Annotated in this window: 20 protein-coding genes and 1 pseudogene; 9 read left to right on the top strand and 12 right to left on the bottom strand. The window is 68.6% G+C overall.

The window, feature by feature from the left end; all coding sequences use genetic code 11:
• The first annotated feature begins 179 nt into the window (after window positions 1–179).
• Entirely contained in the window at window positions 180–1,277 is a 1,098-nt protein-coding gene (locus ABD259_RS11725; protein ID WP_344108852.1) for a hypothetical protein, read from the top strand.
• Window positions 1,278–1,544: 267 nt separating this feature from the next.
• Here ABD259_RS11725 and ABD259_RS11720 read toward each other — a convergent pair whose 3' ends face one another.
• Together ABD259_RS11720 and ABD259_RS11715 are read right to left on the bottom strand one after the other, a co-directional pair.
• Complete coding sequence (locus tag ABD259_RS11720) at window positions 1,545–2,267, bottom strand: zf-HC2 domain-containing protein (RefSeq protein WP_344162239.1); 723 nt, start codon at window positions 2,265–2,267, stop codon at window positions 1,545–1,547.
• Window positions 2,264–2,812, bottom strand: a complete 549-nt coding sequence (locus ABD259_RS11715; protein ID WP_344108859.1) for a sigma-70 family RNA polymerase sigma factor — start codon at window positions 2,810–2,812, stop codon at window positions 2,264–2,266. Before ABD259_RS11715 ends, ABD259_RS11720 begins: the two co-directional genes overlap by 4 nt.
• A gap of 779 nt (window positions 2,813–3,591) precedes the next feature.
• Here ABD259_RS11715 and ABD259_RS11710 point away from each other — a divergent pair.
• Window positions 3,592–4,851 (top strand): cytochrome P450 family protein, encoded by a 1,260-nt coding sequence (locus ABD259_RS11710; RefSeq protein ID WP_344162236.1) that lies wholly within the window; start codon window positions 3,592–3,594, stop codon window positions 4,849–4,851.
• A 66-nt stretch (window positions 4,852–4,917) separates the two neighbouring features.
• Here the strand turns inward: ABD259_RS11710 and ABD259_RS11705 are convergent, their stop codons facing one another.
• The gene (locus ABD259_RS11705) at window positions 4,918–5,229 is read right to left on the bottom strand and encodes a hypothetical protein (protein WP_344162233.1); all 312 of its coding nucleotides are present in this window, start codon (window positions 5,227–5,229) and stop codon (window positions 4,918–4,920) included.
• A 99-nt stretch (window positions 5,230–5,328) separates the two neighbouring features.
• Here ABD259_RS11705 and ABD259_RS11700 point away from each other — a divergent pair, with 99 nt between their 5' ends.
• Both ABD259_RS11700 and ABD259_RS11695 read left to right on the top strand, forming a co-directional pair.
• Window positions 5,329–6,198 (top strand): helix-turn-helix domain-containing protein, encoded by an 870-nt coding sequence (locus tag ABD259_RS11700; RefSeq protein ID WP_344162230.1) that lies wholly within the window; start codon window positions 5,329–5,331, stop codon window positions 6,196–6,198.
• Window positions 6,195–6,395, top strand: a complete 201-nt coding sequence (locus tag ABD259_RS11695; protein ID WP_344162227.1) for a DUF397 domain-containing protein — start codon at window positions 6,195–6,197, stop codon at window positions 6,393–6,395. The genes ABD259_RS11700 and ABD259_RS11695 overlap by 4 nt, the downstream gene beginning before the upstream one ends.
• Here the strand turns inward: ABD259_RS11695 and ABD259_RS11690 are convergent.
• Both ABD259_RS11690 and ABD259_RS11685 read right to left on the bottom strand, forming a co-directional pair.
• Window positions 6,355–7,641 carry an MFS transporter gene (locus tag ABD259_RS11690; RefSeq protein WP_344162224.1) on the bottom strand — a complete coding sequence of 429 codons (1,287 nt, stop codon included), beginning with the start codon at window positions 7,639–7,641 and terminating at the stop codon, window positions 6,355–6,357. The genes ABD259_RS11695 and ABD259_RS11690 overlap by 41 nt on opposite strands.
• Before the next feature lie 28 nt (window positions 7,642–7,669).
• The gene (locus ABD259_RS11685; protein ID WP_344162221.1) at window positions 7,670–8,314 is read right to left on the bottom strand and encodes an ArsR/SmtB family transcription factor; all 645 of its coding nucleotides are present in this window, start codon (window positions 8,312–8,314) and stop codon (window positions 7,670–7,672) included.
• A gap of 148 nt (window positions 8,315–8,462) precedes the next feature.
• Between ABD259_RS11685 and ABD259_RS11680 the strand changes: the two genes are divergently transcribed.
• On the top strand, window positions 8,463–9,131 hold the full coding sequence (locus ABD259_RS11680) for a class I SAM-dependent methyltransferase (protein ID WP_344162218.1): 669 nt from the start codon (window positions 8,463–8,465) through the stop codon (window positions 9,129–9,131).
• A gap of 164 nt (window positions 9,132–9,295) precedes the next feature.
• Here the strand turns inward: ABD259_RS11680 and ABD259_RS25855 are convergent.
• From ABD259_RS25855 to ABD259_RS11665, 4 genes and pseudogenes are all read right to left on the bottom strand, one after another.
• A pseudogene (locus ABD259_RS25855) lies at window positions 9,296–9,493 on the bottom strand (DUF4158 domain-containing protein); the annotation flags it as partial.
• A gap of 277 nt (window positions 9,494–9,770) precedes the next feature.
• Entirely contained in the window at window positions 9,771–10,010 is a 240-nt protein-coding gene (locus ABD259_RS11675; protein ID WP_344162215.1) for a PadR family transcriptional regulator, read from the bottom strand.
• 359 nt (window positions 10,011–10,369) lie between these two features.
• Entirely contained in the window at window positions 10,370–11,848 is a 1,479-nt protein-coding gene (locus ABD259_RS11670) for an MFS transporter (RefSeq protein WP_344162212.1), read from the bottom strand.
• Between the two features lie 297 nt (window positions 11,849–12,145).
• Window positions 12,146–12,490, bottom strand: a complete 345-nt coding sequence (locus ABD259_RS11665; RefSeq protein ID WP_344162209.1) for a hypothetical protein — start codon at window positions 12,488–12,490, stop codon at window positions 12,146–12,148.
• Between ABD259_RS11665 and ABD259_RS11660 the strand changes: the two genes are divergently transcribed.
• Window positions 12,489–12,671 carry a hypothetical protein gene (locus ABD259_RS11660; RefSeq protein WP_344162206.1) on the top strand — a complete coding sequence of 61 codons (183 nt, stop codon included), beginning with the start codon at window positions 12,489–12,491 and terminating at the stop codon, window positions 12,669–12,671. The two genes, ABD259_RS11665 and ABD259_RS11660, sit on opposite strands and share 2 nt — an antisense overlap.
• On the opposite strand, the gene ABD259_RS11655 is transcribed toward ABD259_RS11660, so the two are convergent.
• The 3 genes from ABD259_RS11655 to ABD259_RS11645 all read right to left on the bottom strand — a co-directional run bounded on the left by ABD259_RS11655 (window position 12,646) and on the right by ABD259_RS11645 (window position 14,710).
• On the bottom strand, window positions 12,646–12,993 hold the full coding sequence (locus tag ABD259_RS11655; RefSeq protein ID WP_344162203.1) for a hypothetical protein: 348 nt from the start codon (window positions 12,991–12,993) through the stop codon (window positions 12,646–12,648). The two genes, ABD259_RS11660 and ABD259_RS11655, sit on opposite strands and share 26 nt — an antisense overlap.
• A 35-nt stretch (window positions 12,994–13,028) precedes the next feature.
• Window positions 13,029–13,802: a BTAD domain-containing putative transcriptional regulator gene (locus ABD259_RS11650; RefSeq protein ID WP_344162200.1), complete on the bottom strand. Its 774-nt coding sequence runs from the start codon at window positions 13,800–13,802 to the stop codon at window positions 13,029–13,031.
• 86 nt (window positions 13,803–13,888) lie between these two features.
• Entirely contained in the window at window positions 13,889–14,710 is an 822-nt protein-coding gene (locus ABD259_RS11645) for an alpha/beta fold hydrolase (RefSeq protein WP_344162197.1), read from the bottom strand.
• A 91-nt stretch (window positions 14,711–14,801) separates the two neighbouring features.
• Here ABD259_RS11645 and ABD259_RS11640 point away from each other — a divergent pair, with 91 nt between their 5' ends.
• The 3 genes from ABD259_RS11640 to ABD259_RS11630 all read left to right on the top strand — a co-directional run bounded on the left by ABD259_RS11640 (window position 14,802) and on the right by ABD259_RS11630 (window position 16,548).
• Complete coding sequence (locus ABD259_RS11640; protein WP_344162194.1) at window positions 14,802–15,356, top strand: CGNR zinc finger domain-containing protein; 555 nt, start codon at window positions 14,802–14,804, stop codon at window positions 15,354–15,356.
• Between the two features lie 42 nt (window positions 15,357–15,398).
• The gene (locus tag ABD259_RS11635; protein ID WP_344162191.1) at window positions 15,399–15,989 is read left to right on the top strand and encodes an AAA family ATPase; all 591 of its coding nucleotides are present in this window, start codon (window positions 15,399–15,401) and stop codon (window positions 15,987–15,989) included.
• 64 nt (window positions 15,990–16,053) lie between these two features.
• Window positions 16,054–16,548, top strand: a complete 495-nt coding sequence (locus tag ABD259_RS11630; protein WP_344162188.1) for an anthrone oxygenase family protein — start codon at window positions 16,054–16,056, stop codon at window positions 16,546–16,548.
• Window positions 16,549–16,582 lie beyond the last annotated feature (34 nt).

The raw sequence follows: 16,582 nt of genomic DNA, 5'->3' as shown, positions 1-16,582 counted from the left end.
TCCCGCACACCTCCGTGAAAAAGGCGGGAATCCTGACACTCTCGGGCGATCTGCGGCAATTGATCTGAACCGTGCTGTCCACCTCTCCGTGTGGAGGTGGAACAAAGACGCGGCGGACGGCTTCGGACCGGATTCCCGGCAGACGTCCGCGGTGGCGACTCGACGGAGAGGACATTCCCGTGCGACGCACGAAAAAGCTCATGCCCCTGGCAGTCGGGCTCATCGCGACCCTGTTGCTCGCCGGCTGCCAGAACGGCGACGACGCGGAATCCCTGAACCCGGCCAGTGACGGCCAGAAGAGTGAAGCCGAACAAGACGGCTACGGGGACGGGAGCAACAAGAAGTCCGACCTGGCCTCCCCGACCAAGCTCAAGGTGAAGGACGACGCCGAGCTCGGTCAGGTCGTCGTCGACGCCAAGGGCTTCACGCTCTACCGGTTCGACAAGGACACCGCCGACCCGCCGACCTCCAACTGCGACGCGGAGTGCGAGCAGAAGTGGCCCCCGGTGTGGGCCAGCGACGAGATCACCATCGAGGGCGGTGACAACTCCAAGACCGGGACTGTGGAGTGGGAGAACGGCCAGAAGCAGGTGACGCTGGGCGGATGGCCGCTGTACTACTACGCCGGTGACACCGCCCCCGAGCAGACCAACGGGGAGGCCATGGGCGACGTCTGGTGGGCGGTCAGCCCGTCGGGCAAGAAGGCCAAGGACGACAACGGCGCCGGGGACGACGGCGGAAACGCGGGCGCGGAGGAGCAGAACAGCGCCGCCGACGGGGACAACGGTGGCGGCGGAGAGCGCCAGTGGACGCCCGGCACGACCGTGCTGAAGACCAAGAAGAACGACAAGCTCGGCGAGATCATCGTCGACGGCGAGGGCCGAACGCTCTACCGGTTCGACAAGGACACCGCCGACCCGCCCGCCACCAACTGCGACGCCGCCTGCGAGGAGAAGTGGCCGCGGCTCATGGCCGGCAAGGACGTCCTGTTGGACGGACAGAAGGTCAAGTGGGACGGCAGCGACTCCGAGATCGGCCTCCTGGAGTTCCCCGACGGGTCCTGCCAGGTGACGCTAGGTGGGTGGCCGCTGTACTACTACGCCGAGGACGAAAAGGCCGGCGACGTCGAGGGTGAGGGTGTCGGCGACGTCTGGTGGACCGTGAGCCCCTCCGGCAAGCGGGCCAAGGACGACGACGGCAGCGGTGCGGACGTCTCCGCCGGCAAGGGAGAGGGCGGCGGAGACGCCAGCAGCTACGGCGGTGGCGGCGGGTACTAAACCCCGCCCGCCCTGCCCCACCAGACCGGGGCGCCGTGCGGGCCTGGCACGGCGCCCCTCGTGTGTCCGAGGTCGGGCATCGTCGCTCGCATCCTGTGATGCCCCTCCCGGACACACGAACGTGGCGGCCCCGGTTTCTGTCCGGGGCCGCCGCATCCTTATCTCGGTCGGAGTCCCTTTTTCCTGTATCGCGCGGTCGATCGTCCCGGCCTATGGGAGGACCCTGTCGCCGCTCGTTGCGAACTGACTCGCCCCGGCGGGGCTAGGTCAGACCTCGACGCGGAGGAACCGGTCACCCTCGAAGTTCCACACCTCCACGGCCTCGACATTCTCGGGAGCGATGAGGGCCGCGGCGTCCAGGGTGGTTGCCTCCTCCTCGCCCGCGGCGGAGGTCAGCCAGCTACCGGCGACCTCGCGTTCCTTGTTCTTTCCCACCACGACCAATCGGCACTTCTCCCCGGCCGGAATCCCGGAGATCGCCGCGTTGACGCGGACCCACCCCTTGGCGGGCTCGATCGTCATCTCACCGTTGACTCCCGTCACCGGGTCCTCGCCGGAGACAGTCACCGTTCCCTCCGGCGCGTCCGGAGGTTCTGTGGGGGCGGAGGGGCTGGGGGCTGTCTGCGGTGGCACGTCGGGGCCCATGCTCCGGCCGGCCACCACCCCGCCACCGACGAGAACGGCCGCCGCGGCGGCCGCCGCGACCGACACGAGCACTCGGCGCCGCCGCCCCGCGCTCGCGCGCTCCTCGCGGACGCTGCGCAGTGTGCGTTGCAGCAACAGGTCGCCCCCCTCCGGCGGCCCGGTGAGCATCGCTTCTGGGGGCAGATCGCCCAGTGTCTCCTTCATTTCACGGAGTCCCGCCAGCTCGTCGCGGCACTCTGCGCAGTCCGCCGCATGCCGCTCCACGACGGCCGACTCTTGGGGATCCAGCGTGCCCAGAACATAGGCGCCGAGAAGGTAGCCGTCCTGGTGTCGCGTGCCGCTCATCCCGCTGCCTCCTTCAGCACGACTTCTCGGCTCCTGAACATGTCTCTGAGCGCTCTGAGCGCATAGTGGGACCGGGACTTGACCGTACCGGGCGGGACGCCCAGCGCTTTGGCCGCCTCTCCAACGCTCCGGTCCCGGAAGTAGACCTCGACCAGCACGTCACGGTGGTCGCCGGACAGCTGGTCGAGGGCCTCCATGACGACCATCGAGTCCACGACGGAGTCGGCGTGGTCGCTCTCGACGGCACTGATGGGAGTTTCGGCTACCTCCTTGGGGCGCGCCTCGCGCGCTCGTATGCGGTCGGTGATGATGTTGCGGGCGACCGTGAGGAGCCACCCGCGCACCGAGCCTTTCCCGCTCACCAGGGCTTCAGAATGGCGCCATGCCCGGATGAGGGTTTCCTGGACGACGTCCTCCGCGGCCGCCCGGTCGCCTGTCAGCCGGGTGGCGTAGGCCAGTAAGGCGCGTCCGTGCTCCTCATAGAGCGTCCGAATCAACGCCTCGTCGGAGGCCGTCATCCGGTCGCGGGACAACGCACGTGTCATCCCTACACTCCCTCCTATCCGGTGCGGATGGCACCGGCAGAACCGCGTCGGCTCGTGTGGGACACGACTGCGGGTCAGTTTCGGTTCAACGGGGGTGCGGCCGGTGAGCAGCGAATGTGGTGCCGAGGACCCGGCGTGCGGGCGGGGTCGTCGAAACCGCTCCGGCCGCCGTCACAGGGTGGGGTCGATCGCGAACGGTCGGGGAGGGCTCGGGGCGCCGGAGTATCGGATATCCGGGCAGGTCCCAAGCACCCCGAGGGCGTCAGTATGGCAACGCGACCGACCGAGCCGAGAGGGGCGACCTCCCTCGTCGGAGGGGGCCGGGACGTTCCCCGCCCAGGTCAGGCGCAATACCGGGGCAGCGCTGCAAGCGCTGCGGCGGCTGTACCGAGGCTGCGACCGGGTATGCCCAGTCCGTTGGAATCCACCCCGGCCGCCGACCGCCGCGGCGGCACCGGGACATGACAGATCGAAGGACACGACGATGTAGTCATGGGGGCTTCCCGTGTGGGGGGCTCGGGGGCGACCAATAATGGCAGCGTCTCCCCGTGATGGTCCAGAGGCTGGTGTTCCGCATGCCGGGAATCGACGTTAAGTCCCATGTGAACCTCTAGTGGAGTGATTCGGCTGCCGACCGCGGGGACGCGTTCGAGGGAACCGACCGTTGTCGGCAGCCCGCGAGAAGCATCGCGGCCGTGGTGGGGCCATTAATGGCGTGCAGGGGAATCTGGTCGGCGATAAAGTCCCTCCGTCCCCACCGACCGACGAGGAGTTATGCAATGACGGCCCGCACCGGAACCGACGCCGCAATCGACCTGGGCGCCCCCGAACTGACCCGCGACCCATTCACCGAATACGCGAAGCTGCGGGAGCAGGGCCGCGTACTGCCCGGAAAGCAGCCCATGATCGGCGAACCGACGTGGGTTGTCACGCGCTACGACGACGTCAAGGCGGTGCTGGCCGACGCGCGCTTCGTCAGTGACCGGGCCGCCATCCCCGGGTTCGAGCACGACGACACCCGCCTGCGGTCCCTGAAGGCGTTCGGGATTCCCGAGGAATACCTGCAATACATGGTGAGCCTGCTCCACATCGACGGCCCTGACCACGTGCGGTTACGCAAGCTCGTCTCCCGCGCTTTCACCGTGCGGCGGATCAGTGCGCTGCGCCCCCGCATGGAGGAAATCGTCGACGGGCTCCTTGACCGACTCACCGATCACGCGGACGACAATGGCGTCGTCGATCTGCTGAGCCAGTTCGCCCACCCATACAGCATGACCGTCATCTGCGAGCTGGTCGGTATCGATGAGGAAGACCGGGCAGCATGGCGCCGGTTCGGCACAGATCTGGGATCCGACGACCCCACACGATTCGCCGGAGCCGTGCGCGGCGTGATCGACCACGTCCGCGACCTGATCGAGCGGCGCCGCGCCGAACCCGCCGACGACCTGTTGACGGGACTCATCCGGACGCACGACGAGGACGGCGACCGGCTTACCGACACCGAGATGGTCACGATGGTCTTCACGTTGGTGATGGCGGGATACGACACCACCGCTACCTTCATCGCCAACGGCACGGTCGACCTGCTCACCCACCCCGACCAGTTCCGGCTCCTCAAGCGCGAGCCCGAACTCATGCCCCGCGCGGTACACGAACTGCTGCGCCGGGTTCCGCCCGCCCAGCTGGTCGGGACCCGGTACGCGACCGAGGACGTGAGGATCGGCGACACGGTCATCAAGCGGGGCGAGGCCGTGACACCGATCCTGGCCGCGGCCAACTTCGACCCGCGCCAGTTCGGCAAGCCCGACACTCTCGACATCACCCGCGAATCGGGAGGACGCCGGGAGACCCACGTCGCCTTCAGCCACGGAACGCATTACTGCCTCGGCGCCGCCCTGGCCCGTCAGGAGAGCGAGGTCGCCTTCGCGAAGCTGTTCGAGCGCTTCCCCGACATCAGCCTGGCGGTCGACCCCGCGGAACTGGTCCGCACACCCCAGCCGGGCGCCTGGCGTCTGGCGGAGCTTCCCGTGCGACTGTGAGGCGGAGGATCGTAACTGCCTGTGGGGGTGGTGCGCGAGCGCGCACCACCCCCACGCATGCCCGGCCTACTCGGGGTCGACAAGGGGGTTAAGCGGTGCGGCCGCAGAGGCGGCGGCTTCGGCCTGGGCTCGTGCCTGGGTGAGTCCGTCCACGATCGGGCCGACCATGGAGGGGTCGATGTCCAGAGTCACGCGCTCGTGCACCCCGAAGGACAGCGCGATCATTTCGCCCGCCCCCTCTGACCGGCAGTTCACGGTGGTACCGGCCGGGACGGTGATGCTGGAGTACGTGCTCAGGGAGTCGTCGCTGAAGAGGCTGGTCACGGCGTAGACCTCGCTTCCGGCGATAGGGTCTGGCTGCGCTGAGCAAGGAGCCATAAGGGTTAAGGATCCTTATCTCTGTTTAATCCTTACGATAGGATGACGCTGAGTTTTCCGCCAGTGGTTCTGCGAATTCCTTCGTGGTGGAGGTAATCGATGGGGAACGCCAGGCCGACCGTCGCACGACGGCAGCTGGGCCTGACATTGCGACGGCTACGAGAGCAGGCTCGACGTTCGCAAACACAGGCCGGAAACGCCATCGGCCGAACCGCCGCCAAGATCAGCCAGGTGGAGAACGGTGTCGCGGCTATGGCCGTCGAGGACCTCACCACGCTCCTGGACTACTTCGAGGTCGATGAACATGAGCGTGAGACGGTTCTTTCGCTCGGAGTGGAAGCGCGACGTCGCAGTCGCCGGAGGACCTACACCGATAACTTGCCCGGCTCGTTTCAGCGTCTGTCTGACTTGGAGGCCGATGCTGCCGAGATCTGCTCCTATGAGCCAGGTATCATCCCGGGGCTCGCGCAGTCGCCCGACTATCTGCGTGAAGTGATCCGGTCGTGTGATGGCGTCTGGTGGGAATCGTCGGAGGTGGAGGTCGAGAAGCGGGTCGCGTTTCGTGAGAGGCAACAGCGCCGAGTGTTCGCGGTATCTCCGCCCAAGCGATTGGCCTTCGTCGTGGGCGAGGACGCGCTGCACCACGAAGTCGGAAGTCCCTCAGTGATGCGCGGTCAGATTCTGCACATGCTCCAGCTGATGGAAGGACATCCGCACCTCACCGTCCAAGTGGTTCCAAAGGAAACCAAGAGCAACCCACTATTGGGTGGTGGGATCATCGTACTCGGGTTCGACGTCGCCCCCCGGATCGGTTGCGCCACGGTCATTTTCGGGCCCTGCACTTACTATGACAGTGAAGAGGACACATCATCTCTTATGCGGGCATTCCGTCGATCTACGGAGATCGCGTTGACGGTGGATGAGTCCCGTTACCTCCTGCTCCGGTATCTGAAGGAGAGTTGGGCATGACCCGCACGACCGATTGGTTCAAGAGCAGCTACAGCGCCGGGGCGAGTAACGCCTGCGTAGAGGTGCGTATCTCTCCCAGAGGTATCGATGTCCGCGACTCGATGAATCCGACGAGCACGAACCTCGCCTTCAGCGGCACAGAGTGGCAAGCGTTCCTCACGTCCTGGGCTCTCGGGGGCGGGACACATAAGCAATGAGGGGCAGAAGCCCCAGAGCCACCACTCCCCCGCCGATGGACAGCACCGCGTAGCTTCCGGCCGCCACGACGAACCCGGAGACCAGACCGCCGCCTGCCCCTGAGACGGCGATGGCCACGTCCACCCAGCCCTGGGTCTTGGCGCGGGTGGTGACGGGCACGGCGTCGGTGACGATTGCGGTGCCGGCGACCAGCCCGAAGCTCCATCCCAGGCCCAGCAATGCCAGGGCCACGGCGAGCAGCACCACCGAGTCCGGGGGTGCGAAGGCGGCCAGCAGTCCGGAGGCCAACAAGGTCAGGCCCGAGGCCGCCGCTACGGGGAGGCGTCCGAAGCGGTCGACCAGGTATCCGCTCAGTGGCGAAGGCAGAAACATCGCGGCGACGTGGATGGAGATGACCACCCCGGCCGCTCCGACCGAGTGGCCGTGGTGGGCCATGTGCACAGGTGTCATGGTCATGATCGCGACCATGACGAGCTGGGCCATGACCATGACCGCCGCTCCCGTCAGCAGGTAGCGCACGTCGCCGGAGGGAACGCCTTCCACTGCATCCTGCACACCCTCCGGCGACGTCGCGACGCGCGGAGCAGCGGTCTCAGCCGCAGCCAGCGCTCGGGCGGTGGCCAGTGGGTCGGGGCGCAGCAGGAACCACAGCACCACCGCGGCCGCCGCGTAGGCGACGGCGGCCAACATGAAAGGCCCGGCCAGGGGCGGGATACCCACCGCATCGGCCATTCCGCCCAGCGGCGTAACGAGGTTCGGTCCGGCCACCGCGCCTAGCGTCGTGGCCACCAGCACTATGCTCACCGCCCGCGCGCGCCGCGATGGGGCGGCCAGGTCGGCTCCGGCGTAGCGGGCCTGGAGGTTGGTGGCGGTTCCGGCGCCGTAGACGAACAGCGAGGCGAACAGCAGAGGCACGCTGCCGAGGGCGGCTGCGGCGACCACACCAAGCGCGCCCAGCGCACCGCCGGCGTAGCCTCCGGCCAGGCCGAGTCGGCGTCCGGACCGCTGAGAGGCGCGCCCGATCAGGACGGCAGCGGCCGCCGATCCGATGGTGAACAGCGCGCTGGGCAGCCCGGCCAGGCCGGTCGCGCCGAGCATGTCCTGGGCGAGGAGAGCGCCCACGGTGATCCCTGCTGCCAGTCCGGCGCCACTGAGGACCTGGGCTGCGATCAGCACGGCGAGGATGCGCCGCTGGTCGGGGTGGGCCGCCTGGGCAGGGGCGGCAACGGTGGGCGTGGTCGTCACGGACGGGCCTTTCGGTCGGGGGTGAGGATCAGCTGGTGACGGGAAGGCCCGCCGAGCGCCATTCGAGGATTCCTTCGTCCAGGAGCGCCGCATCGCGGCCGTGGGCGGTGAGCAGTCGGACGGCGTCGTACGACATCACGCAGTAGCGGCCCCGGCAGTAGGCAACGACCTCGGTGTCCTCGGGAATCTCGGCCAGCCGATCGGCCAGTTCCTCCAGGGGTACCGACACCGCGCCGGGGATGTGCCCGGCGGCATACTCGTCGGCCGGGCGCACATCCAGCACCATCGCCTGGCCGGAGGCGGCCGCGGCCATGAGTTCGTCGCGGCCGACCATGCGCAGGTCGGTGTCGTCAAGGTGGGCGCGGCGTGTGGCCTCAACCTCGGCCCGGTGGGCGTCGGCCACCCGGCACAGTAGCGACGTGAGTGCGGCGACGTCGTCACCCGCCAGCCGGTAGAAGATCTTGGTCCCTTCGTTGCGTGCGGCCACCAGCCCGGCCTGGCGGAGGACCTGCAGGTGGGCCGAGGCCGTCGTGAGTTTCAACCCGGCGGCAGTGGCGAGGTCCTGGACGGGCCGCTCAGCCTGGGCGAGCAGTTGCAGGATCTCCAGGCGCTTGCCGTGCGCGAGGGCCTTGCCCGTGGCAGCCATCGCGTTGAAGAGGTCGGTGTGGTCCATGCTCCCACCTCGATTTTCCATAGTTCCATGGAATATTATGCGATTGGCTGCTGAGGCGCCAGCCGACCGGTCCCGCCGACGCGGTACGCGGCTGGGGCCAGATCTCGGCCGCGGCGCCACGACCACGAGACGAGGAGGGACGGCGACGATGGACGACGAACTCGGTGCGGCCCAGCGCGAGCACTGGCAGGACGTCTACGGCCACAACCCGCACATGTACGGCTCCCACCCCTCCGAGGCCGCCCGGCACGCCGGGAGGGCGTTCACGGCCGATCGTGCGCGCAGGGTGCTGGAGCTGGGCGCCGGACACGGCCGCGATGCCCTGTGGCTGGCCGAGCGGGGGTTCATCGTCGAGGCGGCGGACTTCAGCGCCACCGCCCTCCGGCAGCTGCAGTGCGCGGCGATCAGCCGCGGCGTCGGCGAGCGCGTGCGCACACACGTCCACGATGTGCGCCATCCCCTCCCCTTCGCCGATGCCTCCATGGACGGGGTGTTCGCCCACATGCTCCTGTGCATGGCACTGTCGACAGCGGAGATCCGCGCCGCGGTCGCGGAGATCGGCCGGGTCATGCGGCCGGGAGGGCAGCTGGTCTACACGGTCCGACACACCGGAGACGCCCACTACGGCACCGGCATCAGCCACGGCGACGACATCTACGAGCACGGGGGCTTCGCCGTCCACTTCTTCGACCGGCCCCTGGTCGACAGCCTCGCCCGCGGCTGGCATCTGGAGGAGCTCCACCCCTTCACCGAGGGCGAGCTGCCGCGCCGACTGTGGCGCGTCACCATGGTCAAGGGCGCGGCGGCCGAGGAGTGAAGCTCCCTGTGCGTGGGCGGTAGGGCAGGCGCCACCCCGCCCTTAGCGCTGATCCCCCGGAGCTCGGGCAGGCCGCGCACCTGTGCTGGCGCGGCCGTGGGGGCGGCGGCCAGCAGCTTGAACTGGCGCAGCGCCACCCGCTCGCGTACCCCGGCGATGAGGCGTTCCAGGGTGGTCACGCCCGGCAGCAGGATCTTGGCCTCCACCAGCCGGTTGGTGGCCAGGTCGAGCAGGACGCTGGGGCGTTCGTTGCCCGCCCAGGATCGGCGGTAGGCCCAGATGCCCAGCAACAGCCACTGGCCTGGTCGGCCGTCGCCCGCCTGACCGGCCGCGGGCGGAGCATCGTGGTGGGCACGCCTCACCCCATCCGGTCCAGGGCCCACCGGGCCCAGTCGCGGCGCGCGCGGTGCATGCGCAGGCCGAACTCTGCGGCCACGCGGCCGAACTGCGGGCGTTCGCCCGGATGTGCTTCGCGTCGAGGGCGGCCGTGATCTCGGCCAGCTTCTGCGCCTCGCGGTCGCTCTCGTCGGCGTGCATGCGCAGGAGCTGCCGCGCGTCGTCCGGCTCCAGTTCCGAGAGCAGGAACAGGCGTAGGACGTGAACGTTGCGCGCCCGCTCTTCGTCTTGGGGGGTGAAGAGCTACTGGCGGAGCTCGGCGCGTCCGGCCTCGGTGGCCGCGTAGGTGCGGCGTCCGCGGGCTCCCTCGTCGGTGACCTCGATCAGGCCCTCATCGGCGAGCTTGACGAGTTCGGGGTAGATGCGGGTGTGCGGAGCGTGCCAGGCGTACTCCCCCAGCTCCCCGTCGAACCTCTTCTTCAGGTCGTAGCCGCTGAAGGGCTCGTAGGCCAGCATGCCGAGGAGTGCGTAGCTGAGTGACATGGCTCAGCCACACATGTCCTGGATTAACGTGTACAAACTGTACATGTCATGTTGGCGGGCATGACGATCACCCTTGTTCGGTGCAGTCGGACGCTGCGCCGCCGGGTGGTGGTGACCAGCATGGCGAAGAGTGTGCCTTCAGAGCGTGCGCCGATATTGTGAAGTCCTACCTAGCGTTTTCGGCGGGCAGTATTTCGGCCCGGCCGCTGCCGTCTTACCGCTCCCGTGCCCGTAGGTGTCCGCAAGGTCGGGTTGTTGAACGTGGACGTGAGGCTTCACCCCTCGTGGCTGCATGAGGTGTACAGGGAGAGGACGAGGCGGCGGCACCCGGCCCGGTGCCGCCGCCTTGGCAAACTGGTTTACCCGGTCTGGCTGCTCGGGCGCTTGGGCAGGCAGAACATCAGCGCCCACATCAGGGCGAGGAGGCTTGCGACCCACCACAGCACGGTGAGGAACGCGCCACGGTTGAGTGCGGCATCCGGTGAGCCGTCGGTGGTGGCGAAGAACACCAGGGCGGTCAGCGCGGTACCGAGGGCGATGCCCAGGTGCATGGCGGTGTTGAACAGGCCCGATGCGGCCCCGGCGTTGTCGTGCGGGACCTTGGCCAGCGACATGTCGGCGAGCGGGCCGCTGACCATGCCGAGGCCGAAGCCTATCAGTACCACCGGGGCTGTCATCCCCAGCAGGGTCAGGTCCGCCCGGCCTGCTGCGATCTGGAGTCCGTAGCCAGCCATCGCGGCGATCGTGATCAGGGCTCCGGTCTGGGGAAGGCGGCGGGCGAAGCGCCCGGCGCTCTTCGCCGCGATCGTCGCGCCGGCCAGCTCTCCGAGGGAGAGCAGTACGAAGGCCAGGGCCGCGTGGAAGGGGCTCATGCCCAGGCCGCGCTGGAGGTAGAGGGCCCAGGTCATGAAGAACAGCCCGCACAGCAGGCCGTGCATCAGCTGCGCGGCCATGCCGCCGGGGAACTGCCGCCCCTGGAAGAGGGACAGGGGCACGAGGGGTGCGTTGTTCTGCTTGCGCTGCTGGTGGCGCAGGAAGACGCCGAGCGTGAGAAGACCTGCGGCGAGCAGGCCGAAGCACCACATCGGCCAGTGGTGGAGGTGCCCCTCGGTGAGCGGAAAGATGATCAGGACGATGGCTAGTGCGGACAGCGCCATGCCGGTCAGGTCGGGCCGGTCGGCCATCTTCTCGGTCGACTCGGGGATGAACTTGCGCCCCAGGAGGATGACGGCGAGGCCGACGAGCACGTTGACCAGGAAGATCGGCCGCCAGGACAGCCCGAACAGATCCGCTTCGGTGAGCAGGCCGCCCATCACCGGCCCCAGGACGTTGGCGACCGAGAGAACGGCCCCGTAGAGGCCGAACGCCTTGCTGCGGTTCTGCCCCTCGAAGGTGACATGGAGGGTGGCCAGGACCTGCGGGATCATCAGCGCCACTCCCACGCCCTGAAACGCGCGGGCGCCGATCAGCACGCCCGGCCCGGCGGCGAGGCCGCACAGCAGCGAGGCCGTGGTGAACACGACGGTGCCAATGAGGAGGAGCCTGCGCCGGCCGTAAAGGTCGCCGAGGCGCCCGCCGGTGATCAGCCCGATGGCGACGGGCAGGGAATAGCCGGTGGTCAGCCACTGCAATGCGGCCGGTCCGGCGCCGGTCGATTCCTGGATCGCGGGCAGAGCGGTCAGCACGACCGACTGGTCGAGGATGTCCATCAGCTCGGCGGTCAGCAGCACCAAGAGGGCGATCCGGGCCGCCAAGGCCATATTCGGGTGGTGAGGTGCTGGGTGGTCTGGGGACTGGGTGGTGCGCTGCGGCTCGTTATCGAGCGCGGAGGAAGACACGACGGGAAACTCCTGATCCTAAGGAATCGGGGAGCCCTGCCGACAGCCGCACCGGGGCCGGAAAACACGAAACCCGGGGCAGACGGCAGAGCTGCACCCGGGAAAGACAGAAAACTGCGGGGGTGACGCAACTCAGGCCAGCGCGACGTCCGCCCCCGGACACGTGCGACAACAGAGCACGCGGGGAACGCGGACGACTACATGGCCTGGTTAATAGGACGTCACCTCATGATCGACACAGAAGGAACAGGAGTCCGGTCACTGCCACCGACACCTCGGCACAGGAACACGCCCAACCTACGACACCTCGACCCCCGACGCAAACCAGATAGTGGACCCGCGCCTGCCCGGGGTGAGCCAGAGCAGGTCCGCAGTTCGACAGGCGGGCATCACCGTCGACGGACAGCAGAACGAACTCAGGGGTTTATCTCTTACGTAGGCCGGATCGTCGAGGCGCGTGTCCAGGCGCAGGACCACACCTGGCGCGAGGTCCACCAGGCAGCGCCGGGTGGTGAATTCGGCGGTGTCGCAGTCCTCACCCGCCACTGGCTGACCCCAGGTGAAGGCGACGACGCCAGGATCCGGGGCGGAGATGCTGACGGTCTCGATCCGGGCCTGTGCTGTCACCACGGTCTCTCCCATGGCCTTCCACTACCCGCCGACCTGGCCGTTGCCCCTTTCAGGCCTATCTTGTCTGCCACCACTGGTCGACAGCCTCGCCCGCGGCTGGCATCTGAAGGAGCTCCACCCCTTCACCGAGGGCGAGCTGCCGCGCCGACTGTGGCGCGTCACCATGGTCAAGGGCACGGCGGCCGAGGAGTGAAGCTCCCTGTGCGTGGGCGGTAGGGCAGGCGCCACCCCGCCCTTAGCGCCGATCCCCCGGAGCTCGGGCAGGCCGCGCACCTGTGCTGGCGCGACGGTACGCGCGACGCACCGCCGCGCAGCAGGGCGAACCGGTCATCCAGGCGGCGGCAAACATCGGCGACCGACATGACGCGCACCCGCGCCGCCGCCAGTTCGACCGCGAGCGGAAGGCCGTCAAGGCGGCGGCACAGGTGCGTCACCTCCGCAGACGGCAGGTCGGCGTCGGGGCGGACCGCCCGTGCCCGCTGTTCGAACAGCTCGACGGTGGTCGCCAAGCTCAACTGCGGCAGCGGATAGGCGGCCTCGGACGACAGGTTCAGTGCCGCACGGCTCGTGGTGAGGACACACAGGTTGGGGGCCAGGGTGACCAGGGTGTGGACCAGGTCGGCGACGCCATTGATGACGTGTTCGCAGTTGTCGAGCACCAGGAGCGACGAGCTCGGCCCCAGCGCGTGGACGATAGCGGTGCGGAGGTCCTCCTCGCCGCTGGGGCCCAGGCATCAGCCGCGCCCAGAACCGAGGTGACTTCGCCGAGCACATCGGCGTTGGAGGTGATACCGGCGAGCGGGACGACGTGCACGACCCGGTGTTCGACCTGTCGGCTGACGGCGTGGGCCAGGCGCGTCTTGCCCAGACCGCCGGTGCCGACGATCGACGTGACGCGGGAGGTCCGCAGCAGTTCCGTGACGGCGGCGATGTCGGCGGCGCGGCCCAGCAGCGGGTTGGGCTCGTGAAGAACACCGTGGCGGGAGGCGGGCGTCTGCGCCTCCAGCGGGTGCTGATGCACCTCCCGCAGCTGGGGGCCGGGGTCAGTGCCGAGTTCGTCGCGTATGGACCCGCGGTAGGCGTCGTAGCGTGCCAGGGCGGCAGAGGGCCCGGCCGTTGCCGCCTCGCAGCGCAGCAGTTCGGCCAGGACCTCTTCGTCGCGGGGATGGCCGTCGGCCGGGGCGATGGCGTCGACCGTGAGATCGGGGGCGGTCGGCCCCGCCCACATCGCGAGCCCGGCCTCGGCGTGGGCGAGTGCCGCCGCGTGGTCTCCGTCGCGTACACCACGCGCGACCCGCGACAACAGGGTCAGCTGGATCTGCACGCGGCGAAGCGCAACACCGGCCGGGCGTGTGGACCGTCGCAAGAGCTGGAGGAGTTGGAAGGGCGGGGACCCTCCTCGGGACCGCTTCACTCGCGGGCGAGCAAGTCGCTGATGAGCCCCGTCACGCGTGCGGGGGCATCTTCCTGGACGAGGTGTCCGGCCTGGTCGATCCACCGCAGCACGGCATGGGGGATGTGCTCTGCCAGCCGCACGGCGTGGTCGGGCGAGAGCCAGGTGTCCTCTCTCCCCCAGGCGACGAGGACCGGGAAGGCCAGCTCGTGGTACCGGTCCTCGACTTCGGCGGTGTAGCGTTCGTCGGCCTGCGCGATCTGGCGGTAGAAAGCCGACCGTCCCTCGTCACTGAGCCAGGGGGCGACCAGCGCGTCCAGCACATCGGTGCGCAGGCCGGGATGGCTGGCCGTGGCGATGTAGCTGCGGACCAGTGCCTCGTGGAGGTGCGGCGGGAGGGCGGCGAAGACCTTGGCGTGCTGGTTGACCAGTCGGAAGAACTCGCTGCCCCAGGGGCGCAGGCTCACCGCGTCGAACAGGGCGAGGCGGTCGTAGCGGACGCCGTCGAGCAGTGCGGTGCGCAGGGCGACCGCTCCACCGAAGTCGTGGGCGATCACGGCGGGGCGGTCCAGACCCCAGTGGGACAGCAGAGCGGTGAACACGGACTGCTGGGCGGCCAGGGAGACGTCCTGCCCGTCGTACTTCGCCGAGCTGCCATAGCCGGGCATGTCCCACAGGTAGACGGAGTGCCGTGTGCTCAGCGCCGCGGCGATGTCGCGCCACACGTAGGAAGAGAACGGTGTCCCGTGCAGGAGGACGACGGGGCTGCCCTGGCCGTGACACGCCCAGCGGACGGTGCCGTGCGGTGACTCATATCGCTCGGGAAGCACGTGATCCATGACAGTGCCCACCTTTCGTTACCTATTGGCGACTTCTGCCAGTAACAACAGACGTTACCACCATAGCCTTAAAGCCAGTAACGTGGAGTCCATGCCCTACACACGCCCATCGGCTCCGGGTGCTTTGGAACGGATCGAGACGTTCTGCAACTCGGCCCGCTTCCTCTACGGCGAGGACGCGTTCACCGACCAGGACTCCGCCCGCGCCTGGCTGCGCTCCCACGGATGGGCGGAGGCCGGCGACGCTCTGGACGCCACGGACCTCGGCGAGCTGGTGCGGCTCCGGGAGGCCCTGCGAGAGCACATCGAGAACGGGGAGCCCGCCGCGTCCGCGCGCGCCGTCCTCAACGACTACGCCCGCGCCACTCTCCTTCCGCCGCAGTGGAGAGGTGATGGGGAGACAACGATCCCCATCACCGAGGGAGCCACCGCCACCACGGCCCTCGTCGGCGCGCTCTTGGCGACCCTCACCACCGAGGAGCTCGCCGGAAGCCGCCCCCGCCTCAAGGTGTGCGCCTCCCCGGAATGCCGATGGGTGTACTACGACCGCTCTCCCGGAAACAACAGCATCTGGTGCGCCATGGACATCTGCGGCGCCCGCCACAAGATGCGCGCCTACCGCAGCCGCCGCCCCGCGGACGACTGAGCCGACGGGCATGTGGCCGGTACGCCGGTATAGCCTCCCGCCATGCTTATCTGGATCAACGGGGCTTTCGGGGCCGGAAAGACGCAGACCGCCTTCGAACTGCACCGGCGCCTGCCGGGCAGCTTCGTCTGTGACCCTGAGCACCTCGGCTTCGGGCTGCACCGCATGCTGCCCAGAGGCTGGCGCGGCGACTTCCAGGACATCGCGGCGTGGCGGCAGGGCGTGCACGAGGTCCTCGACAGCCTCCTGCGTGGGTTCGACGGGACCATCCTCGTGCCCATGACGGTGGTCGTCCCGAAGTACCACCGCGAGATGTTCGGACGGCTCCAGGAATCGGGGCACGACGTCTGGCACATCTCCCTCATGGCGTCCCCGCAGACGCTGATGCGGCGCATCCGCGGACGCGGTGAGGGGCGGAACAGCTTCGCGGCTAGGCGGCTTGAGCCCTGCCTCGCCGCGCTGCGGCAGCCGGACTTCGCCGCGCACCTGGAGACCGACGACCTGTCGGTCGCGTCCGTCGCCGAGACCATCGCCGACGAGGCAGGACTCCACCTGGCCCCTGACTCGGGCAGCGCCCTGACGCGTCGGGCGCGGCGCTGGTGGACCACACTGCGGCACATCCGCTTCGACTGACGGCACGGAACAGAGGTCACAGCGGCCCTAGAGGGAAGCCCCGCCGCCCCGCTTTACTTGTCGCATGGATTTCGAGACGCTGCGCGGGATCGCGCTGATGGCGGCCGCACTGACCACCGGGCTCGTCGCGGGGCTCTTCTACGCCTTCTCCACGTCCGTCATGCCAGGTCTCGGCCGCGCCGAGGACCGCACGTTCGTCGACGCGATGCAGCGCATCAACGTCGCGATCCTCAACGGGTGGTTCGCCCTCGCCTTCGGGGGTGCCCCGGTCCTGATGATCGCGGCAGCCGCAGTTCAACTTGGTGCCGGTGGAAGGACGGCGGTGCTTTCCTGGATCGTGGCCGCACTCGTGCTCTACGCGGCGATGCTCGTCATCACCTTCGCGATCAACATCCCCCTCAACAACCAGCTCGACGCGGCCGGAGCACCGAAGCAGATCGATGACGCGACATCCGTCCGCCGACAGTTCGAGGCCACATGGGTGCGCTGGAACATCGTCCGGGCGGTGGTATCAACGGGTTCCTTCGCCTGCCTGGTCTGGTCTCTCATGCTGTTCTGAGATATCTGAATTCCCTGCGGCCTCCCGTGTTCGC

It is taken from the genome of Nocardiopsis rhodophaea (assembly GCF_039530945.1).
Classification (GTDB): Bacteria; Actinomycetota; Actinomycetes; order Streptosporangiales; family Streptosporangiaceae; genus Nocardiopsis_C; species Nocardiopsis_C rhodophaea.
The sequence above is the reverse complement of the archived record's forward strand: the minus strand, read 5'-3'. Positions and strand labels throughout refer to the sequence as shown.